This window comes from Paenibacillus pini JCM 16418 (genome assembly GCF_000576305.1).
In the GTDB taxonomy this organism is placed as follows: Bacteria; Bacillota; Bacilli; order Paenibacillales; family Paenibacillaceae; genus Paenibacillus_AQ; species Paenibacillus_AQ pini.
The window spans coordinates 1-23,562 of sequence record NZ_BAVZ01000026.1; the positions used below are offsets into that span (position 1 = coordinate 1).

Annotated in this window: 19 protein-coding genes; all 19 read left to right on the plus strand. The window is 41.8% G+C overall.

What is annotated here, in order from left to right; genetic code table 11:
• The coding region (gene spoIID, locus JCM16418_RS21230; protein WP_242403935.1) for a stage II sporulation protein D at positions 1-1,011 on the plus strand (1,011 nt) is incomplete at its 5' end.
• Positions 1,012-1,108: 97 nt separating this feature from the next.
• Positions 1,109-1,831: a M23 family metallopeptidase gene (locus JCM16418_RS21235; RefSeq protein WP_036652986.1), complete on the plus strand. Its 723-nt coding sequence runs from the start codon at positions 1,109-1,111 to the stop codon at positions 1,829-1,831.
• A gap of 254 nt (positions 1,832-2,085) precedes the next feature.
• A complete protein-coding gene (gene spoIIID / locus JCM16418_RS21240; RefSeq protein WP_036652988.1) occupies positions 2,086-2,373 on the plus strand; it encodes a sporulation transcriptional regulator SpoIIID in 288 nt (95 codons plus the stop codon).
• A 198-nt stretch (positions 2,374-2,571) separates the two neighbouring features.
• Positions 2,572-3,570: a rod shape-determining protein gene (locus tag JCM16418_RS21245; RefSeq protein ID WP_036653023.1), complete on the plus strand. Its 999-nt coding sequence runs from the start codon at positions 2,572-2,574 to the stop codon at positions 3,568-3,570.
• An 88-nt stretch (positions 3,571-3,658) separates the two neighbouring features.
• Positions 3,659-4,543 (plus strand): flagellar hook-basal body protein, encoded by an 885-nt coding sequence (locus tag JCM16418_RS21250; protein WP_036652991.1) that lies wholly within the window; start codon positions 3,659-3,661, stop codon positions 4,541-4,543.
• Positions 4,544-4,564: 21 nt separating this feature from the next.
• The gene (locus JCM16418_RS21255) at positions 4,565-5,377 is read left to right on the plus strand and encodes a flagellar hook-basal body protein (protein WP_036652993.1); all 813 of its coding nucleotides are present in this window, start codon (positions 4,565-4,567) and stop codon (positions 5,375-5,377) included.
• Positions 5,378-5,389: 12 nt separating this feature from the next.
• On the plus strand, positions 5,390-5,626 hold the full coding sequence (locus JCM16418_RS21260) for a DNA-directed RNA polymerase subunit beta (RefSeq protein ID WP_036652995.1): 237 nt from the start codon (positions 5,390-5,392) through the stop codon (positions 5,624-5,626).
• 279 nt (positions 5,627-5,905) lie between these two features.
• On the plus strand, positions 5,906-6,337 hold the full coding sequence (gene fabZ, locus JCM16418_RS21265) for a 3-hydroxyacyl-ACP dehydratase FabZ (RefSeq protein ID WP_036652998.1): 432 nt from the start codon (positions 5,906-5,908) through the stop codon (positions 6,335-6,337).
• Between the two features lie 48 nt (positions 6,338-6,385).
• Positions 6,386-8,101 carry a phospho-sugar mutase gene (locus JCM16418_RS21270; RefSeq protein ID WP_036652999.1) on the plus strand — a complete coding sequence of 572 codons (1,716 nt, stop codon included), beginning with the start codon at positions 6,386-6,388 and terminating at the stop codon, positions 8,099-8,101.
• Between the two features lie 76 nt (positions 8,102-8,177).
• Entirely contained in the window at positions 8,178-10,199 is a 2,022-nt protein-coding gene (locus JCM16418_RS21275; protein WP_036653002.1) for a DUF5693 family protein, read from the plus strand.
• Positions 10,169-11,302, plus strand: coding sequence for a polysaccharide pyruvyl transferase CsaB (gene csaB / locus JCM16418_RS21280; RefSeq protein ID WP_036653004.1), 1,134 nt, complete (start codon positions 10,169-10,171; stop codon positions 11,300-11,302). Before JCM16418_RS21275 ends, csaB begins: the two co-directional genes overlap by 31 nt.
• A gap of 10 nt (positions 11,303-11,312) precedes the next feature.
• A complete protein-coding gene (locus tag JCM16418_RS21285) occupies positions 11,313-12,068 on the plus strand; it encodes a WecB/TagA/CpsF family glycosyltransferase (RefSeq protein WP_373280736.1) in 756 nt (251 codons plus the stop codon).
• 116 nt (positions 12,069-12,184) lie between these two features.
• Positions 12,185-13,309 carry a glycosyltransferase family 4 protein gene (locus JCM16418_RS21290; RefSeq protein WP_036653007.1) on the plus strand — a complete coding sequence of 375 codons (1,125 nt, stop codon included), beginning with the start codon at positions 12,185-12,187 and terminating at the stop codon, positions 13,307-13,309.
• 207 nt (positions 13,310-13,516) lie between these two features.
• Positions 13,517-17,152 carry an S-layer homology domain-containing protein gene (locus tag JCM16418_RS21295; RefSeq protein ID WP_052020652.1) on the plus strand — a complete coding sequence of 1,212 codons (3,636 nt, stop codon included), beginning with the start codon at positions 13,517-13,519 and terminating at the stop codon, positions 17,150-17,152.
• A 145-nt stretch (positions 17,153-17,297) separates the two neighbouring features.
• On the plus strand, positions 17,298-17,639 hold the full coding sequence (locus tag JCM16418_RS21300; RefSeq protein WP_036653008.1) for a hypothetical protein: 342 nt from the start codon (positions 17,298-17,300) through the stop codon (positions 17,637-17,639).
• A 451-nt stretch (positions 17,640-18,090) separates the two neighbouring features.
• Positions 18,091-21,135, plus strand: coding sequence for an Ig-like domain-containing domain (locus tag JCM16418_RS21305; RefSeq protein ID WP_052020654.1), 3,045 nt, complete (start codon positions 18,091-18,093; stop codon positions 21,133-21,135).
• Between the two features lie 112 nt (positions 21,136-21,247).
• Positions 21,248-21,784: a hypothetical protein gene (locus JCM16418_RS21310; RefSeq protein ID WP_036653010.1), complete on the plus strand. Its 537-nt coding sequence runs from the start codon at positions 21,248-21,250 to the stop codon at positions 21,782-21,784.
• A 99-nt stretch (positions 21,785-21,883) separates the two neighbouring features.
• Entirely contained in the window at positions 21,884-22,153 is a 270-nt protein-coding gene (locus JCM16418_RS21315; RefSeq protein WP_036653011.1) for an alpha/beta-type small acid-soluble spore protein, read from the plus strand.
• Positions 22,154-22,354: 201 nt separating this feature from the next.
• Positions 22,355-23,557, plus strand: coding sequence for a methionine adenosyltransferase (gene metK / locus JCM16418_RS21320; RefSeq protein WP_036653013.1), 1,203 nt, complete (start codon positions 22,355-22,357; stop codon positions 23,555-23,557).
• The last annotated feature ends 5 nt before the right edge of the window (positions 23,558-23,562 follow it).

Genomic DNA, 23,562 nt, shown 5'->3' on the forward strand with positions numbered 1-23,562 from the left:
GCCATGTGGGCGGGTGGTCTGCTCGCGCTGGCGCTGCTGCTGCCCGTGCTGGTGGTGGCTACGCATCACCACCAGCCTCCGGAGGCACCGGCGGTTCCCAAGCCGGCGCCCCCACCAATAGCTGCGCCTAATAAAGTGGCGCAGCCCCCGCAAGTGTCCGTCTACCTATCCAAGACGGGACAAGTAGAGACCTTGCCGCTGGAGGATTACGTCACTGGCGTAATCGCGGCAGAGATGCCTGCTAGCTTCGAGCTAGAGGCGCTGAAGGCACAGGCTATTGCAGCAAGAACCTTTATTGCCCGGCGCTTAGTAGATAACGATAAGAGCGGAGTGCCAGAAGCAAGTGCAATGGTGACAGATACGGTAAGACATCAAGCTTATATATCGAAGGCTTCACTTGAGAACTGGAAGGCAAAGGGGAAGTCGGCGCAGCTTGCGAAGCTGAAGCGAGCGGTGCTAGAGACGAAGAATATTATTTTGACCTATAAAGGGAAACCAATCACAGCCTCATTTTTTTCAACTAGCAACGGTTATACTGAAAACTCAGAAGACTATTGGAATGTAAAAGTTCCTTATTTACGCAGCGTAGCGAGTCCATGGGATCAGAAGATTGCACCGGGATTCAAAAAAAGTGTGACCATTAGCCGTACTTCACTACTTAAGAAGCTAGGGCTCAATGATCAGAGCATGCCAACTCTTGCAACGGGGAAGTCTTTCATTCAGGTATTGTCTTCAACTGTGGGTCACCGTATCGATCAGGTTTCCGTAGGCGGAACTATTTTTACAGGACGTGAAATTCGAGAGAAACTTGGACTTCGCTCTAGTGAATTTAGCTGGGAGGCAAAAGGTGATGATATCATTCTGACTACTTATGGTTATGGTCATGGTGTTGGAATGAGTCAGTGGGGTGCGGACGGGATGGCTAAAGAGGGTTATACTGCGACTCAAATTCTTAAACACTACTATACAGGGATTGAGTTTCAACAAGCTTCAAAGCTTTTAAAGAAATAGCCAAAATACTGATTCTGTAAATATTTTAAAAAATAATATAAGAGATACGTATAAAAGAGTCTACCTCGGTAACAATGATTACTGAGGTGATAACCATATGAATGATCAAAACAAAAGTAATCAACCCCATGGAGAAGCTCCTAAAAAAGGATTAGGAGAACCGGTGAATCCACCGTCTGCATGGAAAAGGCTGTTGTCCAAACGGTGGGTATACCCGGCAGTTTACGTAGCCACAGCAGCAATTATACTAACTTTAGTGTGGGTCTACCAGGACACCAGTCAGAAGAAACTAGCAGACCCTACTAATGCAATCAGCGGTGTAAGCACTGAGGTTAGTAAAGATGGTAAGGATGAAAAAGCTGTTGAAGTGATTGCAAATGCGGAAAGCTTGGCATGGCCAGTAGCTGTAGCGAAGGATGTAAAAATCGTCAAACCTTATTTTGACGAAAAGGCAACTGAAGAACAAAACTTGGCTGCAATGGTACAGTACAACGATACCTTACAGCCAAACGTAGGTGTGGATTTAGCCCGTGAGGACAATCAAACATTTGAGGTTAAAGCTGCATTGAGTGGTAAAGTAAGTCGTGTGGAGAATACACCACTTACGGGTACTGTTGTGGTAATCAACCATGCGAATAACATGAAGACGGTGTATCAGAGCTTAACGGATGCCAAAGTAAAACTTGGGGATGAAGTGAAGCAAGGCGATACACTGGCGAGCGCAGGACGTAATGAAATAGAGAAAGATCTCGGAAACCATGTACACTTTGAAGTGTATGAAAAGGATGTATTGGTCAATCCAGAGAAGCTGCTTCCTTAACAATACAATATTCAAGCTTAAAGGCAGGGAGTTCCCTGCCTTTTTTGTGTTCATGTGAAGGAATAAGTTTAGGTAACCATTTTTGTAAATAAACCACAAGAAAACCGCGTCTTATAAAGATGGTGAAGTCATTTCCACAGGGCTGCCTATAAAATAAATGGGCCTTGCGGAGCTTGTCAGGTTTGGAAAGCGCGAATATATAGGCACGCCCCTCATATAATGTACCAAACTATCCACAGTAGGGAGGCGGGAGCGTGCACGATTACATCAAAGAACGGACCATTAAAATAGGACGTTGTATCGTGGAGACGAGACACACGGTCCGGACTATAGCCAAGGAATTTGGCGTATCGAAGAGCACGGTGCACAAGGATTTAACCGAACGTTTACCGGAAATCAATCCTGATCTGGCTGACCAGGTCAAGCACATTCTCGAATACCACAAATCCATCCGTCATCTACGGGGAGGCGAAGCCACCAAAATTAAGTATAAAAAAACGACAGGTAAGAAGCGAGAGGCCGTTACATCGGCGAAGTCTTAAATTAAAGAAGTAGAACACAGGTGCCCCATTGAATCCGTCCCCTGAAGTATGCTATGTTAAAAGATGGTATTAGGTCGAAATTTGTGATCCCGACTTCCTAAAATAACTTCATTATGCGATTTCCTGTCGAAATAGGACGAAAGATTGATTACAGGGACTAATTTACCATAAAATGACACTTTGGGGGCTCTTCTCATGATGTTTAGCAAGGATATTGGAATTGATCTTGGCACGGCGAATGTGCTTATTCACGTAAAAGGGAGAGGAGTTGTATTAAACGAACCTTCCGTAGTGACAATTGAAAGTGATACCAAAAGGGTCCTTGCTGTCGGGGAAGAAGCACGCAGAATGATTGGCCGTACTCCGGGCAATATCGTAGCGATTCGTCCGCTGCGCGACGGAGTCATTGCAGATTTCGAAATTACCGAAGCAATGCTTAAATATTTCATTAACCGTGTGGGAGGCCGCACTTGGAGCAGCCGCCCACGCATTCTGATTTGTGCACCAACCAATATTACGTCCGTTGAGCAGAAGGCGATTCGCGAAGCTGCTGAGCGATGCGGGGCGAAGGAAGTTTTCCTTGAGGAAGAACCTAAAGCCGCAGCGATTGGTGCGGGTATGGATATTTTCCAGCCTAGTGGTAACATGGTTGTAGATATTGGCGGTGGGACGACGGATGTTGCAGTTCTTTCTATGGGCGATGTCGTTACTTCTGCATCGATTAAAATGGCTGGCGATAAATTTGATGAATCCATCGTCAGATATATCAAAAATAAGTACAAGCTTCTCATTGGTGAACGTACATCTGAAGATATAAAGATTAAGATAGGCACTGTACGTCCTGGAGGTCGTCAGGATGAAATGGACATTCGAGGACGTGATATGGTTAGTGGGTTACCGCTGACCGTAACGATCTCTTCTAATGAGGTTCAAGAAGCATTATGGGAGGCAGTATCTTCTATTGTGACTGCTGCGAAATCGGTGCTTGAGCAGACTCCTCCAGAATTATCGGCGGATATTATTGACCGCGGCGTTATTTTAACAGGTGGAGGAGCTCTGCTGAACGGATTGGACGAGCTGCTCTCTGAGGAGCTACGTGTTCCTGTATTGGTGGCAGAAGATCCAATGCACTGCGTAGTCAAAGGAACTGGAATTATGCTGGATAATTTAGATAAAGTGGTTAAGAAAAACTTCTAACCCGCCGATATAATGAATAATAAGTGCTTGCTGGATGTGCAGGTGCATTGATGATAGATGATATAGATCGGGAAGGGGACACGTCTTCATGATAAGAGGACTTTATACCGCAGCAGCTGGGATGATTACACAGCAGCGTCGCCATGATACAGCTACGCAGAACCTTGCAAACATTAATACACCTGGATACAAACAGGTTACTAGTGTGCAGCGTTCGTTTCCAGAGGTGCTCGTTTCAATGGTCGGTGGTCAAACAGACAATCCGAACCGTGAGCTAGGGAAACTGAATACTGGGGTGATTGCGGAAGAGAGTATGGCGATGTATAAGCAGGGTATCATCACACAGAGTGACAGTCCTTCCGATTTCGCGCTTGTATCGGATATAGCTGTTAAAGACCCGACTACGGGAAATGATATTGTGTTCGACGAAGCAGGTAAGAGCATAAGTGCCGATGGCGAAGTAACATATAAACCGGAAGCTTTTTTCAAGGTTATGGATTCACAAGGTCAGTTTCGTTACACAAAGGATGGAAGCTTTAAGGTAAGCAAAGATGGACATTTGCTAACTTCTACGGGATATCAAGTATTGGATAGTAATAATAAGCCAATTATAATAAAGGATTCCGCCGCTGGCTTTCAAGTGGATGATCAGGGGAATATCGTATCTCCTTCGAATGGAAAACCAGTTCCGGATAAGCTGAATATTGCTGTTATCCAACAGCCTTTTCAAATGGTTCGTGAAGGTAATGGTGTATTCCGAATTGATGATACAGAGGCGGCCGGCGTTCGTACTTTAGCTGAAGGTGAACAGGTTAAGCTTCGTCAAGGATACGTAGAGAGTTCTAATGTAAATTCTAGTGAAGCTATTATTGATATGAATACGGCGGTTCGTGCTTATGAAGCCAATCAGAAGATCGTTCAGTTTTATGATCGGAGCCTTGATAAGGCAGTAAACGAAGTAGGAAGAGTGTAAAGCTTGTGAAGGAGGCTGACTATGAATAATTCCATGATCAGTGCGATGGTATCCATGAATTCGATGCAGCAGAGGTTGGATATGATTGCAGATAATATGGCTAATCTGGATACAACAGGTTATAAGCGTAAAGAAAGCAATTTTGATGAAGTACTGACGAATGTACAGAATCAGCCAGAGGGGTTCAAGCAGAAAGGCCGGGCTACTGGCCTTGGATTTACAACGGGCTTCGGTATGCAAATGGCTTCCATTACGAGTAATATGGAGCAAGGCTCCTTGAAGCAGACGGGTAATCCAACGGATCTTGCTATGCAAGGAAATGGTTTATTTGCGGTAAGAGCGAACGGAACAACAGCTTACACTCGCGAAGGTGCATTTACATTTGTTCCTGATAAAGCTAACCCGGGAAATATGATTCTTACCAATAATCAGGGATATCCAGTTTTAGACTCTAATGATCAAACCATTTCGGTTTCCAATAAAGCCAAAGTCGCTATCGATAATAAAGGTAGAGTGCATGTTGAGAGTGGCGGTGATACTGGGATTGTGGCTACGCTTCAAGTTGTCGAACCAGTACGTCCAGAAGGACTTCAACAAATCGATGGTAATTTGTTTGTCGTTGGAGATAACGCTCAAGGGGTACTGCAAGGTAAATCAATTGATCGAATGGATACAGATAGAGGTATTCAGTCAGGGTATCTAGAGCAATCTAATGTGGATTATGCCACGGAGATAACGGATATGATGCAGGTACAGCGGGCTTATCAGTTGGCTTCACGGGCATTAACTTCGAGTGACACCATGATGAATCTGGCCAACAATATCCGAGGATAGGTGGACATGGTCATGAATGAGACGAACCAAACAGCGGATAAGCGGGATAAGAAGCCCGTGGATAAACCGGTGAGGCGTAAGACAGCTCAGTGGAGAATTGTAGTCCGCTGGATGATTCCGTTATTTCTGATTATAGCCCTGATTGGCGGAATGATTGTCGGTTATGTCGTACTTGGGAAGCAGAGCTTCTCGGAAGTATTCGAGTGGAAAACATGGAAGCATGTATTTGACCTTGTTTTTGCCCCCTGATCAGGTTACAGATAAGCAGTACCTACAGAAGACTCCTGGAAACAGGAGTTTTCTTTTTTTCACTGGAAAATGTATAATGATGGGGGACTTCTTTATGCAATCAAGGGCTCTCCCCCATACCATATTGAAGGATATGGCATTAACGGAGAGAAGCCCCTATCTGAACCTTCACGCCCTGCAGAGGTGAAGGATATGAAACATTTTAGCCGAAAATTCGCAGTTTTATGCATGATAACTATTGGGTAAGAGAATAGACAACTTGAAGGGAGTTTTAATGAAGTGCTAAATGTAAATGAAATTCAGGAGATTATACCTCATCGTCCACCGTTTTTACTAGTGGATAAGATTGTAGAATTGGAAATTGGCAAGCGTGCTGTTGGACTTAAGAATGTTACGATTAACGAACCATTTTTCATAGGCCATTTTCCAGGGTATCCAGTTATGCCTGGTGTTCTGATTACTGAAGCATTAGCTCAAGTTGGAGCGGTTGCTTTACTACAGGTAGAGAGTAACCGTGGGAAAATTGGATTTTTAGCCGGACTCGATAATTTCCGTTTCCGTGGTCAAGTCGTGCCTGGAGATACTTTGATGCTCGAAGTTGAGATCACTCGAATGAAAGGGAGCATCGGTAAAGGTCACGCCATTGCGAAAGTAGATGATAAAATAGTGGCCGAAGGGGATATTATGTTTGCCTTGTCCGATCCATCTTAAGTAATTCAATTTATTCATTAATTCGTATAGAAGGAAGGAAGAAGCAAAATGACACTAAGTATTCAATCCAAGGAAACCATTCAACGTTGGCTTCAAGATCCTTACATTGATGATGAGACTAAACAAGAGCTTCAACAATTGGAAGGCCAGCCCAAAGAATTGGAAGATCGTTTTTATAAAGAGTTAGAGTTTGGTACAGGGGGACTCCGCGGTATTATCGGTGCAGGAAGCAACCGGATTAACCGATATACAGTAGGTAAAGCTACACAGGGTTTCGCATGTTATATTAATGAGGAATACGGAACTGCAGAAGGCCGTCCATCCGTTGTCATTGCACATGATTCCCGTCACTTCTCGCCGGAGTTTACTTTGGAGGCTGCATTGGTACTAGCTGGTAACGGTATCGTTGCTAAGCTGTTCTCTTCACTTCGTCCTACACCTCAGTTGTCTTTCAGCGTACGTGATCTACAAGCAACTGGAGGCATTGTAGTGACAGCTAGTCACAATCCGCCTGAGTATAACGGATATAAAGTATATAATGCTTCAGGGGGGCAACTAGTACCAGATGAAGCGGAGCGTGTCATTAGCTACATACAGCAAGTAGACTCTTTTGCTGCGGTTAAACGTATGGATCAAGCCGAAGCAGAAGAACAAGGTCTACTCGTATGGTTGGGTGAACCGGAAGATAAGGCTTTTGTTCGGACGGTTGCAGATACAAGTGTAAATGCATCGCTCATCCAATCTTCCCTTGGTCAGGATTTTGAAATTGTGTATACGCCACTGCACGGTACAGGAAATATTCCGGTACAGCAAGTGCTCCAAACGGTCGGATTTACGAATGTGCATGTTGTCCCAGAGCAGGAACAGCCAGATCCAGAATTCTCTACAGTTAAATCTCCAAATCCAGAAGAGCGTGAAGCATTTACATTAGCTATGAAGCTGGGTAGTGAACTTAACGCTGACATACTCATTGGTACAGATCCAGACTGTGACCGCATGGGTGCAGTTGTTCGAGACCATAACGGTGAATACGTTGTCTTATCTGGCAACCAGTCCGGGGCATTAATGATTCATTATTTGTTAAGCCAATTACAAGAATCCGGTAGGATGCCTGCCAATGGTGCGGTAATCAAGACCATCGTAACCAGTGAAATGGGTGCAGCCATTGCCCGTCATTATGGAGCTGAAGTATTCAATACCTTAACAGGATTTAAATATATCGGCGAAAAAATGGATGAATTTGAACAAACAGGTGATTATACTTATTTATTCGGGTACGAAGAAAGCTACGGCTACCTCGCAGGTAATTATGCGCGTGATAAAGATGCTGTTCTGGCATCGTTGCTCATTTGCGAAGCAGGAGCCTACTATAAAGCTCAAGGCAAGACATTGTATGCAGTACTACAGGAACTGTATGAGCAATTCGGATATTTTCAAGAAAAATTGGAATCTCGCACACTGAAGGGTAAGGATGGTTTGGCACAAATTCAATCCATGATGAGCAATTGGCGCGAGACACCTCCACAATCTGTGGCTGGTGTATCCGTTCAGGAAGTTCTGGACTATTCACAGGGCCTAAACGGCTTGCCTAAGGAAAATGTGCTGAAATATATGCTGACGGATGGTTCATGGTTCTGTCTACGGCCTTCGGGAACGGAACCGAAGATCAAAGTTTATTTTGCAGTTTGTGGGGACTCTCTTTCTGATGCGGAGGGACGCATTCAGAAGCTGTCTGCGGAAGTTATGGCACGTGTAGATTCATAATATGGATAGGATAGTCCAGGCATGAGCTGCCTTATAGGCGGTTCAGGCCTGGAGTTATAATGAGGAGGTACTTTTGGTGCATCAAAAATGGCAGCATTGGAACACAGCATCTCGCAAATGGCTGTGGATTCTAGTCGTGGTTGGTATTCTGGCCGCTTTGCCGGTCATATACGACCGTTATCAGACAGAATCATCTTCCAACAAGGTAGAGCTTGTATTTAATTATCGCGGACTGGCAGATATCGCATCCTACCAGCCGCATCCTGAACAGTACATTCAAGAGCAACTTGATCTTTTGAAATCAGCTGGCATTCAGAGTATGGCGATGTTTGAAAGTAATCTGAGAGATCTTAAAGCAACACGCCGTATTATGATTTATAACGCTGAAGAAGTGGCAACGATGACTCAAAGCGTAGTGCCTACAAATGAAAACTTCACACATATCTTATTTACAAATGATGAGAATGCAGGACGTTTATCTCCTGTAATCGAAGATTCATTTACAAGCTTAGGTATTGCGGTTAAGCCTTGGGAATACAAAGGGCAGAAAGGTCTAATCATTGAGATTGCGCCAGAAGAAGCCGCACTTAAGCCGATGCAGCCAGACCCAATTACATTTGAGATGCTGCATAGTAAAGGCTTTAACATTGTTCCTCGTATGTCCGATAGCCTTCCTTATGATGAAGAAGCTACGGAGAAGCTATTAGCTTATTATGAAGCGAATGGCGTGAAGAGACTTTTGTTCGAAGGTGATTCTGTTAAAGGATTCGCTGACAACGAAGAAAAAATGAGTGTTAAATCCTTTGCTAACCTGCTGAACCAGCACGGTATTGGTGTTGCAGCAATTGAGAATACGAAGAAGCCTCAGCAAGGCTTTAATTTGCTAGCTAATCTGATTAAATACAATGTTGTTCGTTTGTACTCGCTTAGCGACAGGGATGCATTGCTTGATGAAGACACCATTGCTGACCGCTTTGCTTTAGCAACGAAAGATCGAAATATCCGAATGCTGTATATTAACGCAGCACCGAATAAGAACGTTTCTAAAGCAATGATTACAAATTCGATTGAAAATATCATTAACAGTTTGAATGAACCGGGCAATGCCATTAAACAAATGGAGAACAACGGCTTTACATTAGGACAAGCGGAGGCTTTTGATATCCATCATTCCTCAGGCCAGAAAATCTTTAAAATGGTGGTCCTGCTGGGTGCGGTTGCGTTCATTGCACTACTGATTTCATATTTCTTACCGATGCTTACGATTGCAGTATTTGTATTGGGTCTCATCGGCAGCGCTGGATTATATGTACTTAAGCCAACATTGTTTGAACAAGCACTAGCTTTAATGGTTGCAATTAGTGCACCAACAATAGCGATGATTCTCGCTGTGCGTAAGATTAATGAACTTAATGCTGCTGATCGGAATTTAGCTCCAGGAAGACGTCTCGCACATGCAACAGTCCTGTTTATTAAAACAGCCATTATTTCATTAGCAGCAATACCGTTTGTCGTCGCGCTTTTAAATAACATTACGTACAGCCTAGTCTTGAATCAATTCCGCGGGGTTAGTCTTCTGCACGCTGCACCCATTGGTCTTGTTGCTGTATATGTACTTTTATACCGCGGTGGACGTCCATTGCAGCAAATTGGTCAGATACTGCGCGCTCCTATTACATTATTATGGGTCGCAGCCGCTGCTGTGATTGGTGCCATTGGATTCTATTATTTAAGCCGTACAGGTAATGGAGGAAGTGTAACACCGATTGAAATGGTGATACGCCCGTTCCTAGAGAATACACTCCATGTACGTCCGCGTAATAAGGAGTTTCTCATGGGACATCCGCTGTTCTTACTCGGAATATTTGTTTCGCTGAAATATCGTAACTGGATTTTCATTATGATTTTTGCCGTGATTGGTCAGTTGTCGATGGTGGATACCTTCGCACACATTCACTCTCCGCTGAAAATATCATTTATTCGCGATCTGCTTGGTCTGGGCCTTGGGCTCATTATTGGCCTAATTGCGATTGCGGTATGGCAAATTGCTGAAAGGTGTTGGAAAAAATGGTCGCCCCGTCTCAAAGCCAAAGCATAGTCATCTCGGGTTATTACGGATTTAAGAATAGTGGCGATGAAGCGGTGCTAGAGTCTATTTTGACAGCATTAAAGGAACAGGGGGAAGCGACGGGGGTTAACATCAATCCTGTCGTCCTTTCCATTGATCCTGAGTGGACAGCAGCTACCTATGGTGTTCAGTCTGTACACCGCATGAAACTTGCTGAAGTGAGACAAGCTCTTAAAGTGAGTAGCGGACTCATTAGTGGTGGTGGAAGCTTGCTGCAGGATGCGACTAGCTCCAAAACCATTCCTTATTATTTGGGAATCATGAAGCTAGCCCAGTGGATGCGTAAACCTGTATTTATTTACTCACAGGGAATTGGTCCTGTTCATCAAAAACTGTTCCATCCCATGATTAAAAGCGTCTTTAACAAGTGTAAATACATCTCGGTTCGGGATTATCAATCCGCGGAGCTCTTGCAGAGTATGGGACTGAATTCAGAACGAATTCATGTGGTTCCTGATCCAGTCATGGGTCTTACAACGGGGCCATATCTGAATGACGGAGGATCAACTTCAGGCGATTCTTTACCTGTTGTAGGCATTTCAGTCCGCTATTGGGACAAAGAAAAGAAAGAATTGGAGCAAATAGCAGAGGGGTTACGTCAAGTGTGTTATCAGCAGCCACTTCACCTCCGGTTTCTTCCTTTCCATCTTCCTGACGATGCAGAAGCTTCACGTTATATCAAGGAACGAATTGGGGATATTTCCTCTACTGGAAGTAAAATTTCCGATTGCCTTGAAGCTGTTCATCCACAGCAAATGTTGGCAGAAGTTAGTCGTTGCCAGCTAGTCATTGGTATGAGACTTCACAGTCTGATATATGCAGCGAACCAGAGTGTGCCATTCATCGGTGTTTCCTATGATCCGAAGATTGATCACTTTATGGATCGAATGGATATGAAGCCTGTGGGTACAAGCTCATCTCTGCTTCCTGAAGCATTAGCCGCAGAGATGATTCAGCTTCTTGGTAACGCAGGTGGTTGGCGCAAGGCTCATGCTGGGCAAATCGCTGTTCTGAAGCAGGAAGCTCAATCTCCTGCGCAGCACATCATTGAATTTTTAAGCGGCAAAGGATAAGGTGATTCATGTGAACCAAACAGGCCAAGTACCTACAGTATCTTTATATGGCTTATCGATTTCACGGCTTGGAATGTCCGATACGGTACAGTACTTAACTCAAGTGATTAATTCTCGTCAGCCTCATCAAGTGATAACAGCAAATCCCATTATGGTCATGAAGGCTCTTGAGGAACCTGCTTATATGCAGATCATGAAAAATGCAGAATTACTAGTGCCTGATGGTACTGGAGTCGTATGGGCTGCAGATAAAATAGGTACCCCCGTACAGGAGCGTGTAGCGGGTTTTGACCTGTTACATGAATTGATGAAGGTCGGAGAAAGCTATCAATGGAAAGTGTATTTATTGGGCTCTACACCAGAAGTGATTCAGGCAGCTGCGGAACGGTTACATTTGCAGTATCCGGGTGTTACCATCTCGGGTTATCGTGATGGTTACTTTTCGGCAGATCAAGATGCAGAAGTCATTGCTGGTATTCGAGAGGCAGCACCTGATCTGCTCTTTGTTGCGCGTTCGGCAGATACACAGGAACCATGGATTGCTCAGTATAAAGATCAACTTCAAGTTCCTTTAATGATGGGAGTTGGAGGAAGTTTTGATGTTATTTCAGGTAAAACAAAAAGAGCGCCCATCATGTTCCAAAAGATGCGTGCAGAATGGCTGTATCGCTTAATGAGTGAGCCTACACGCTATAAAAGAATGCTTGCATTGCCGCAATTCGCCGTCAAAGTGATGCGTGACAAAGGAAACATGACAAAACCATGATAAAAGGGTGGAATTAGCCCAAAAAACACCGTATATTGCAGAATTAAGGGATTGGTTTTATTTTTCGATCGGAGTATAATTTGATCCGTTAGAGAAAATGGGGGTCGAATGATCAAATGTTAATGCTAGCCATCATTGGATGTATCGTGTCATTAGTATTGGCACTGGTTCTAACGCCGCTGGTGAAGAAGTTTGCTTTTAAGATTGGCGCTGTCGATGTGCCAAATGCTCGTAAAGTTCATACTAAAATTATGCCGCGTATGGGTGGGTTGGCCATTTACTTGGCTTTCATGATATCCATGCTCGTGGTTTTACCGTTTGTAACAGATTTCTCCACACGTGATACGAATTTTATTAAGGCGTTTCTGATAGGCGGATCACTGATCGTACTCACAGGTGCACTAGATGACCGTTTCCAACTCTCAGCTAAAGTGAAGTTGCTAGGACAGCTTATTGCTGCCAGTGTTGTAGTATTTGGATTTGGCATTACCGTGGACTTTGTAAATATTCCTTTTAACGATAACTTTTCTTATTTAGAAAGCTGGGTTTCCATTCCTCTTACAATCTTCTGGATTGTTGGCGTGACGAATGCTATTAATCTGATTGATGGATTGGATGGTCTGGCAGCGGGTGTATCTGGTATTGCTATTGGTACCATTCTAGTCATGTCCTTACTGATGGGCAATATGACGGTTGCACTACTTTGTCTATTATTGTTAGGCGCAATTATCGGATTTCTATTCTTTAACTTTCATCCGGCAAAAATCTTTATGGGCGATACAGGGTCATTGTTTTTAGGATTCTGCCTTGCCATGTTGTCATTGCTCGGATTTAAACAAATCGCAATCGTTTCGTTTATTACGCCATTGATTATTATTGGTGTGCCATTATCGGATACCTTCTTTGCCATTATTCGTCGCTGGCTTCAGAAGAAACCAATCTTTGCACCCGATAAAGGTCACTTGCATCACTGCTTGCGCGAAATTGGCTTCAGTCACCGTCAATCCGTGTTACTCATTTATGGAATTGCTGCTTTCTTCGGTATACTGGCCGTTATTCAATCTTCAGCGGCTTTGTATGAAGCGAACTGGGTTACCTTCGTCGTTATCTGCGTAATGATGTTCTTCCTACAAATAGGTGCAGAGGTCATCGGCCTTGTTGGTAAGACGAAGCGACCAATATTGAATTTGTTCGCGAGATTAAGAATGAAGGCGCAAGATGTTAAAGGCTCTAAACTCTAGAATAGACATGAATATAAAAAACCCATCCTTTTTGGATGGGTTTTTTGCATTTTTCTAAAATATAGGATTACATAGGCCGATAAAAGAAATAGATGATATTCGCAAGAAGGCTACCGTACTTAACTAATAGAGGAGGTAAGCATTCGTTATCTATTCCATTATTGTTTTAGGCGTGTAGTAAATTAAAGGGTCAAGGAGGTTCGTTCAGTGAATAATCGTTTTAAATCATGGATCAGTGCTATGCTAGCATTAGTTATTGTGATCGCTATGTTTCCTGCTGATATTGCCAAAGCTGCTACAGCACCAGCACCAGCACCTGGAGGACAATATTTTCAATTCAAGAAGTTTAGTACTGAAGAAAGTGCACCTACAATGGTGAATGAAGGAAATATTGATTTAGAAGGTAGTTTTAATGGAGTCTCTGCTGACAGTATTTCATTTCAAGTGGACTCCATCGTGGGTGGACAAGTCATTCCCGGAGCGAATGGGGCAGATGTTAAGCCGATTATCCAAAATGAGAAAAACTTTCGTTTTCCTGGAGTAAAAATTAGTCAAGGTCTAAATCGAATTACTGTATATGGTATTACAGCTGATGGCAGTAAGGCGTCAGGAGCAGCATATGTTAACTTCTCCAACGTACCTGCTATTTATGATATTAAGCTTCCTGATGGTAAAGTTCTTTCCACAGAATCCCCAACGGTAGTAAGTACATCAACGCTTACGATTATGCTACAAGCACCTAATGCAGTTGAGGTAGTAGTGAACAATAAGAAGATGTACAACGGTGGAAGTTCAACCTTTGTATTATCGGATATTCCACTAGTACCAGGGTTAAACAAACTAAATTTCGTTGCCACAACAGATGCGGGGACTCGTACGTACAGTGTGAGCCGTGATGTAATATGTGCTCCAGATACAATGGGTACGCCTTTTAATACTAAAATTGGATCTGAAGTCGTTGAGAGCAACTCCATCATATCAAGTGCATTACATGGTGCAATGAGCGGCTCTATTCTATTCAAGACACCTGAAGATACTACAGTATCTAAACCTACTACATTCAAAATCACTGTAACTAATAAGGATACAAATACTGTAGTTACACCTGTAGGTGGTATTGTTGCAACCATATCGGGTACTGAAGTAAATGGTAAATTAACGACGTTTAAATACTCGACATCTGAAGCAGTCAACATCACTGCAAACGGAAATTATATTATTAAATATGATGTAAGATATGACGGTAAATCGGTATATGAGCTTCCTTTCAGTTATCGTAAATCGGATTCTGCATATATTACGGATGTACAGCAACTATATGGTGTGAAAGATAACGGGGCGACGGTTTCGTATTCATCTAGTTCCCAATTTACGGGTGATAATAACCTATTCGAACTTCCGATTTATTTACAAGTGAAGACGAATAAAGTTACAGATGCAAGTAAGGTGACGATTAAGTCCTTTAAGAACGGCGCAAGTGTTAGTAATTTCACGACAGTAGCTATGTCGGATCAATCTGGTTATAGAGTCTACAAGATTACTGGAATGCCAACAGGGGAACAAGTCCTCAAGATTGAAGTTACTAATGGAGGGAATGTCGAAGATTCGAAATCTTTCCTGATCAATTATATCTCTGCACCATTTGTTGAGCTCAGTAATGTTTACAATAATCAGGTATTCAGTGATGTTGGGAAATTCACAGAAATTAAAGGTCGCTTAGTCAATTTTAATACAAGTGATTACAGCTCATTGAATATTTCAATTAATGGTACGACCAAACCACTCGGCGCATCAGCATCGGATTTCACTTTTGCGATTACCCCCGATATGATGCTTGTCAGTGGACCTAACACCTTAAGTATCACTGGTGTTGCTAATGGAGTTCCTATTTCAACCAATTTAACACTCTATCTATTCCCGGATAAGCTCCCTATTGTTGACGGATTGAAGCCACTGCCTGTAGGTAAAACCGAAGATAAGGATCTTGCATTCAAAGTAACAGGGAAGATGCAATATTCGACTTATGAGAAGAATGCAGATATTCAGTTTATAGTGAGTAATGCTGAACAAGTTGTTCTTACTGTCGATGGTAAACAGCTGGCGATTTCAGATCTAGATAGTACAAGCGGGGAATGGAAAAGTAAAGACGGTAACGGTAGCCCCTATGGAAATTTGACCGCAGTTCCTATTGGAAATAATAGTTACAGGTTCACGCTCAGTAATAGTGAATTGCCTAAATCTGGTGTTAAGAATTATGTAATCGGTGCAAGATTAGGTACGGCAACGATTTCACAGGTGCTACAAATTACTCGTGAGTTATTGCCATATGCAATTTTATCTCCTAAGTTACCAAACGAAAGTGTTATTAAACAAAACTTCTTAGACGTAAGTATTTTGGCTGAAGGTGCGGATCAAGTATTGGTTGGTAAGACGCCAATGGTTAAAGGAGATAAGGACATCTTCCGTCTTCAGGTGAAATCCCTCAAGAAGGGTAAGAACACGATTAAATTTACGGTCTTCCAAGGTACACAAAAGTTAAATGGACAAATTGACGTTGTATACTCGGATGAAGTTTTACAAGGAGCTCAATACAAGACGCAATTGACTTCTTCTGGTAAGTTGTCTGCATTCAAAGGAACCATTTCAATTGCATTCCCTAAAGGTACTATGCTACGTGATGCTACACCTACACCAGGGGACACGAATACAAGAACAATTAATTTGTTCAATAATCCAGATATCTTAATTGGTATCGCTGATAAGCAGGATGGACGTACCGTTAAGGTATATAATCCTGTAGGTGAGAAAGACGATCTAGGGGAATACAAGGATGGCAAGCTTGCTGAGATCAGCGCAAATGCAATGATGGCTACTGCTTACATGCCTCCAAAACTACATTATGGATTCTCATCTGACTTGTTCTGGATTGATCCAGGATATTTCAAAAACTATGTTTCTCCGAATGACTACGACTTAGTTGAAGGAACACATCCGTATAAGCAAAATAACGAATTTTTTGGAAATCATATTGGAAAATGGCTCGAGCCTTCGCAACAAGGAACCATTACCCTTTCATATGATCCTAATATCGTGAATATTGCTAGCTCCTCCATATCCGTATGGAAGAACAATAATGGCACATGGGTTAACATGGGCGGTAAAGTGAATACAAGTAATAAAACAATCACGGCTACATTTGACGGGTTCGGTTATTACACAGTAATGAGTCTACGATATAGTTTTGACGATATTGTCGCTCACCCAACGGCTCGTCCTGACTTAGAACTGATGCTGGCTAAAGGTATTATGAGTCCGAAGGATCCAAATCAATTCGGCGTATATGATAATTTAACACGTGGTGAGTTTGCTACCATGGTCGTTAAAATGCTGAATATCCCATTGGATTATGATCCAAATAATTTAACATTTGGCGATGTTGTTAAATATGATGATTATAGATGGGATTATAGATACATCGAAACAGCGGTTAGAAAAGGTATTATTCGTGGAACAGCACCTAGAGTATTCTCGCCTAACGGATCACTGAGCAGAGAAGAAGCTGCCAATATCATTGCGAGAGCAACTAACTTGAAACTAGGTGATACTGCCAAAGACCTGCCTGCTCTGCAAAAAGCATTTACAGATACGAACACGATTGTTTCTCCATACTCTGTAACTTCTATTCAAGCTGTAGTCAAAGCAGGGTTGATGACTGGAGTACCTAATAAGCTGCTTGCAGGACAGAAGAAACAGACGTATAGATTTGATCCTACCGCGTTTATGACGCGTGCAGACGCAGCATCTATTGCCAAAAAGATTATGGCAAAAATGAAGAAGCTTTAAATGATATGATCTGATTGAATTCTCCGATTCACTGATTAGTGGGTCGGAGCTTTTTCATTACCAATTACATATCTTTGAAATTTGTCGTACTTTAGGATACAATGGCGTAGAACATAATTTATATTTAGAGGGTGAAAGTAATCTTATGAAACCGATCTATTCTAAAGCTCAGTTGGATTATATGAAAGTAAAAACAAAATTCGAGAATAAAGCTAGTATTATGGAGAAGAAAATCGAAAGCACTCGTAAAACAAGAGAAATTACACAAGAAGTAATGGAAGGACTGGTTATGGAGACAGGCTTTCATGAAGCATATAACGAATTAGTTCTTGCTGAGAATGCATTGATCGAGTGGTCGCATATAACTATCAAACATGAGAAAACATACCGTGAGAATAAACAACAGATTGAGCAAATGTACGAATCGCTTAATGCATCCCCTGACATGCGCGCACAGATCATTGATTTGGCGCTGAAAATTCGTTAAGTTCTTGTAACCTTTGTCCAACAGTTTCCTATTAAAGAGACGCCATTTAGGCGTCTTTTTTTCATGGTGTTTTAAAGTGAATTTTTCAGTTTATATAATTACCATATATTTCTTGCATGAAATATAATCTTTATTTTAATCGATTTCTAAATAAAGGTAACAAAATTGAGATTATTTTTAAAACACTGCAACTTTTCCAAATTACCTGCGTCTAAGATATAGATTCACTTTACAATGGCTGCTTACCCAAGATTGTCCTTTCTAAGAAAGATGTCTATTTTTTAGAAAAATTATCTTTACGGCACCTTGGACCCATTGTATAATACGTAGGTAGGATTAGGAATCTACTCTTTTTTTGCCGTATTTCCAAGTTTACCAGTTTCTGTGATACAGTCACAGACATCATTTATATTTATTACCGCTCAACTCGGGAAAGGGGGTGCGTACATATATGAGTAACATGAGCTACCTATCTAATGGCAATTCTAAAGAAAACTCTAATGAGACGATTCAAGGAGGAGACAAAAAGGTTATGAAGAAAATTTTATCCGTCGCTTTGTCGACAGCAATGGCATTCTCAATGTTTGCATCGGTGGCATTCGGTGATGCTGCTACAGCTACTACACCAGAACAAAAATTTGATGCTCTAAAAGCTAAGGGTGTATTCAGTGGTTTCCCTGACGGTTTAGCTCATCTTGAAAAAGATATGACTCGTGCTGAGTTCGCAAAAGTTATCACTAAACTTCTAGGATTGAAAGAAGTTACTGGAACTTTGTCTTACAAAGACAAGAACTACAACGCTAAGAACTGGGCTGTTCCTTACATCGAAGCAGTATCTGCTGCTGGTATTATGCAAGGTAAAGATACAGCTAAGAAAATCTTTGACTTCAACGGTAAAGTTACAGTCGAAGAAATGGCTACTGTATTGCAACGTGCTTTGAAACTTGAAATTCCTGCTAACCCAACAAACAATGCTTCTGCATGGGCTAAAGGTTATGTTCAAGCAGCAATCGACAAAGGTTACATCTCTAAAGATGCTAACTTCAAAGCAAATGCTACACGTTCTGTATTGGTTGAAACAGCTTATGCAATCGACCAAGCTCGCAGCATTCCAACTGTAGCTTCTTACAAAATCGTTGACTCTAGCAACGTTGAGTTCACACTTTCTAACGGCGAAGTTGTTAAAGTGAAACTAGACAAAGCTTTGGAAGCTAACAAAGAAACTTCTGTAACTTTCAAAGATGCAGCTGGTCACGAAATCACTTCTAAAATCACTTGGGTTGTAACTTCTGCTTCTAAAGTTCAAGGTGCTGCTGCTAGCAACCTTAAAGAAGTTGTAGTAACATTCGACGGAACTGTTGATGTAGCTACTGCTGAAAATGAAGATAACTACAGCATTAAAGGCGACAAGACTGTGCTAAGTGCTACAGCTTCTGCTGACAAAAAATCTGTAACTTTGTTGCTTGATGACAAGGATTCTGCAGTGCTTGTTAACCAAAAAGAAACAGAAGTTACTGTTAGAAACGTTAAAAACGAAGATAAATCTAAAACAATTGAACAAACAGTGAAATTTACACCTGTAGACGTTCAAATTCCAGAAGTTAAAGAAGTAGTAGGATTGGGAACTAAAGCATTCAAAGTTAAGTTCAGTGAGCCTGTGAAAAAAGCCGGCGTATTTGCTTCTAACAACTTCAAAGTTGATGGTAAAGTAATTGCGGCAAACGTTGAGTACAAATATCCTAATATTGCCATTGTGAACACAGCACTTCCTGTTGGAGATCACACTCTTACAGTAAGTAATGTTGAAGATTTCTCAGGACTTAAAGTAGCTCCAGTTGAAACTTCTTTCAAAATTGCTGAAGACACAACAGCTCCAGAAGTTGTTTCTGTTAAAACTAGCGATTTGAGAAAAGTAACTGTTGAATTTAATGAAACTGTTAAATCCGTTTCTAAGGCTTACCACAACACTGCTGTAAATAAAGCTACTGACATTGTCATTTCTGACAATAAAGTAACTTTGTACTTTGCAAATCCATTAAACTTGAATGAAAACACAATCTATCTTGAGGGTGTAACTGATTATAGCTTGAACAGTGCTAATCGTGAGGCTAAAGTTAATCCTACATTGGATACTGAACGTCCTACAGTAGTTAAAGCTAAATTGAGCCAACAAGATAATGCTACTAAAAATCACCAAATTACTGTTGAGTTCAGCGAAAGCGTTGATCCAGCTTCTGCTACTGATCGTGCTAATTATGTATTGAAAGACAAAAATGGTAAAGCCGCTGTTGTAAATGGTTTGAATTCCAACGGTAAACCAGTTTTGACTCCTTCATACAATCCTAAGAACAACACTGTAACAATTGATTTGGCAGGAAAATTAGCTAATGGTACTTATACTCTTGAAGTTTCTGGAGTAAAAGATACAGCTTATGTTGCTAATACAATGCTTCCATTCAGTACCACTTTGGATTCTAGTGTAGCTGTGGATGGAACTATCTCACGCGTATGGAAAGTTGACTCCAACAACTCAAACGAAACTTACATCTATATTCAATTCAACAAAACGTTGAGTGTTGAAGGTGTGGGTGACGCTACGCAAAAAGCGAAGTATAAAGTAAACGGTAAGGCTTTGGGTAGCAGTGATTCAGTAGACTTGATAACTCCAGACACAGTTCGTTTGACTGTATCTCCTAAGGTGAATGCAACTTCAGTTCAAGTGAACTTGGTTGCAGATAAAGATGGTAACTTCTTCGTTGATAGCGACGGAAATTATGTTATTTCTAAAAATGTAGGTTCAGACTTTATCCAAGTTAAAGCTGATAAAGACATCGTTGCAAACAGTACTGAAGAAATCAAAGTTGTATTTGCTGGCAAACTTTCATATGTTGACTACAGAGACTTTGTAGCAGTTCAAGGTGACGATAGTTATTACGCTTCTAAGGCAAGTTTGAGTGAAGATGGTACAACTGTAACTCTTACATTTGCTGATAACAACAAGCTTCCAGCAGACTTCAAGGGTAATCTGACTACTATAGGTAACGTACAAACACAAGATGCGTTCGGTACAAGAATTGCTTCAATTGATCAAGTGGTAGTTGATAAGATTGCTCCAGAAGCTAAAGATCTTGGAAGTAAATCTTTCGGAATTAAAGCAGTAGCTAATGCATCAACTTATGACATCACTATCCAAACTACTGAAGCTCTTCAACTGGACATTTCCAAAGTTCAACCGAACTTCGATAAAGAATTATTCACAGTTAAGATCAATGATAAAAAAGTTACAAGTATCAACACGATTGAGTACAAAAACGATGGTAAGATCGTATTGAACGTAACTCCTGCAGTAACTCCAGAAAATACTGATGTTGTATCTGTCGTATTTGATGGTACTGCCAATGAAGCTGCTAAGGCTGTAGTTGACACTTCAACAAGTAAAAACGCTCTTAAAGGTTTTACATTAGCTGAGCAATTGAGATTCGTAGAAGTTAAGTAATTATCTTCTCTATTCTTAGACCGGGTCCTTAGGGACCCGGTTTTTGTTTTACTTGTATGTGTTATTCTAATAACATACTCTCAAAAAATTGATTATTAATTGGAGGTATATTATGAACAAGCTTTCTAAACTTTCCCTCACCGTCGTAGCACTTGGAGGAGCAATCTGGCTCGGTACTATTTTTGATCTCCCTGCATCCAACGCAGCTGCCGTTGGAACTCAACCCGGCACTTCCGAAGACCCGGTCGTAACAAAAAGCTATGTCGATCAACAAATCCAGAAAGCTTTAGGTGGTGGTGTAACAGCTCCACCAACAACCACAACACCGACTACGCCGACAAAACCAACTACCCCTTCTGGTGGAGATAGCTCAAATGACGAGGTTAAAGTCGTAACCATCAAGCCAGGTGAGAAGCTGATGGCTAAAGCTGGCGCTGAATTTATTGTGCGTAATGGTAAAGCTGTAGTGTACAGTAGTGACTCCAATGGAGTTGCCGATCTTACAGACGGTAAAGATGTAACCAATGGACAAGCGGTTGGTAATAACCATTTGATGTCGTTTCCTCGTGATGGACGCGGGATTATGGTTCAAGATGGATTGAAATCCAATCTGATTGTCATGGTACGTGGTGGATACACGGTTCAATAAGCTTATTTTTGCCATAAGTAACAATGATTTATACGTCTAGAGGCAATAAATATGCAAATAATACTCTTGTAAGTTACTAATGCAGGAGGTGCTTCAACCATGGCTAGAAATAATAATAAAGTGGTACCCGAGAGTAAACAGATGCTCAATCAAATGAAATATGAAATTGCAGCAGAATTTGGACTCGGTGCTGCATATGGCTCAGCAGGTTTTGCGGACACGGAGTTTGCCTCTGATTTAGGTGAGGCTGGTGTGGCCTCATATAGTGGTTATGTTAAAGGGGGGCATCTGACGTCGCGTGAGAACGGATCCGTAGGTGGCGAAATTACGAAACGTCTGATTCAACAAGCGCAAAGAAGTTTGGTTTAGTTCAGTAACATACATGCACCAGCACTAATGCATTCTTTTATAAGATAACTGGAGAAATCCCCATTGATTGACATGGTTTATAAATACGTTAATATGACTTTTATGGATTGTACAAGCAACCTTTTCCATCTGGAGAAGGTTCGTTTTTATGTGTAGGACCTTTATGCCATTGTTATATTATCCTTATAGGAGGTTGATATTATGTCTGTTAAAGGACGTCATCTTTTTACATCGGAGTCCGTAACGGAAGGACATCCGGATAAAATTTGCGACCAAATCTCTGATGCGGTACTTGATGCTTTTCTGGAAAATGACCCTAATGCACGTGTAGCTTGTGAAGTTGCGGTTGCAACTGGTCTTGTCTTGGTTATTGGTGAAATTAGTACGAATTCGGAGTATGTCGATATTCCTTCGATCGTAAGAAATACGATTAAAGAAATCGGGTATACTCGTGCAAAATATGGTTTTGATTACAATACATGCGCTGTATTGTCTTCCCTTAATGAGCAGTCCGCTGATATCGCGCAAGGTGTAAATGCTGCACTTGAGAATCGTGATACGACTCAAATGGATAAGGAAACAGCAGACATTGGTGCTGGTGACCAAGGTCTTATGTTTGGTTTCGCAACGAATGAGACACCTGAACTGATGCCACTGCCAATCGCTCTATCTCACCGTATCGCACGCCGTCTAGCTGAAGTACGTAAAGACGGTACATTGGATTACCTTCGTCCAGATGGTAAGACACAAGTTACGGTTGAGTATGTGAATGACAAACCTGTACGTATTGATACGATTGTTGTATCGACTCAGCATGCTGAAGATGCTACATTGGAGCAAATTCAGGCTGACATTAAAGAAATGGTTATTTTGCCAGTCGTGCCTGAGGCGCTTCTGGATGAACAAACCAAATATTACATTAACCCAACAGGACGTTTTGTCATTGGTGGTCCTCAAGGGGATGCAGGACTAACTGGACGCAAAATCATCGTAGATACATACGGTGGATATGCTCGCCATGGCGGGGGCGCGTTCTCTGGTAAGGATCCTACGAAAGTAGACCGTTCTGCTGCTTATGCTGCACGTTATGTTGCGAAGAATCTTGTCGCTGCGGGTCTTGCAGATAAATGTGAAATCCAATTGGCTTATGCCATTGGTGTAGCTACACCGGTATCCATCAATGTCGATACTTACGGAACAGGTAAAGTAAGTGATGAAACAATCGTTGAATTGATCCGTAGTAATTTTGATTTACGCCCAGCGGGTATTATCCGCATGCTTGATCTGCGTCGTCCAATCTACAAACAAACGGCTGCTTACGGACACTTTGGTCGTACGGATCTAGATGTACCTTGGGAACGTGTTGACAAGGCTGAGGATTTGAAATCTCAAGCTGGTTTGTAATTCAA

Excerpts from the sequence above, each read along its gene's own strand:
- JCM16418_RS21305 (WP_052020654.1), top strand. The coding sequence starts at position 18,091 with ATGAGTAACATGAGCTACCTATCTAATGGCAATTCTAAAGAAAACTCT.
- JCM16418_RS21255 (WP_036652993.1), top strand. The coding sequence starts at position 4,565 with ATGAATAATTCCATGATCAGTGCGATGGTATCCATGAATTCGATGCAG.
- JCM16418_RS21235 (WP_036652986.1), top strand. The coding sequence starts at position 1,109 with ATGAATGATCAAAACAAAAGTAATCAACCCCATGGAGAAGCTCCTAAA.
- JCM16418_RS21310 (WP_036653010.1), top strand. The coding sequence starts at position 21,248 with ATGAACAAGCTTTCTAAACTTTCCCTCACCGTCGTAGCACTTGGAGGA.
- metK (WP_036653013.1), top strand. The coding sequence starts at position 22,355 with ATGTCTGTTAAAGGACGTCATCTTTTTACATCGGAGTCCGTAACGGAA.
- csaB (WP_036653004.1), top strand. The coding sequence starts at position 10,169 with ATGGTCGCCCCGTCTCAAAGCCAAAGCATAGTCATCTCGGGTTATTAC.
- JCM16418_RS21270 (WP_036652999.1), top strand. The coding sequence starts at position 6,386 with ATGACACTAAGTATTCAATCCAAGGAAACCATTCAACGTTGGCTTCAA.
- JCM16418_RS21300 (WP_036653008.1), top strand. The coding sequence starts at position 17,298 with ATGAAACCGATCTATTCTAAAGCTCAGTTGGATTATATGAAAGTAAAA.
- JCM16418_RS21315 (WP_036653011.1), top strand. The coding sequence starts at position 21,884 with ATGGCTAGAAATAATAATAAAGTGGTACCCGAGAGTAAACAGATGCTC.
- JCM16418_RS21290 (WP_036653007.1), top strand. The coding sequence starts at position 12,185 with ATGTTAATGCTAGCCATCATTGGATGTATCGTGTCATTAGTATTGGCA.
- JCM16418_RS21260 (WP_036652995.1), top strand. The coding sequence starts at position 5,390 with ATGAATGAGACGAACCAAACAGCGGATAAGCGGGATAAGAAGCCCGTG.
- JCM16418_RS21250 (WP_036652991.1), top strand. The coding sequence starts at position 3,659 with ATGATAAGAGGACTTTATACCGCAGCAGCTGGGATGATTACACAGCAG.
- JCM16418_RS21245 (WP_036653023.1), top strand. The coding sequence starts at position 2,572 with ATGTTTAGCAAGGATATTGGAATTGATCTTGGCACGGCGAATGTGCTT.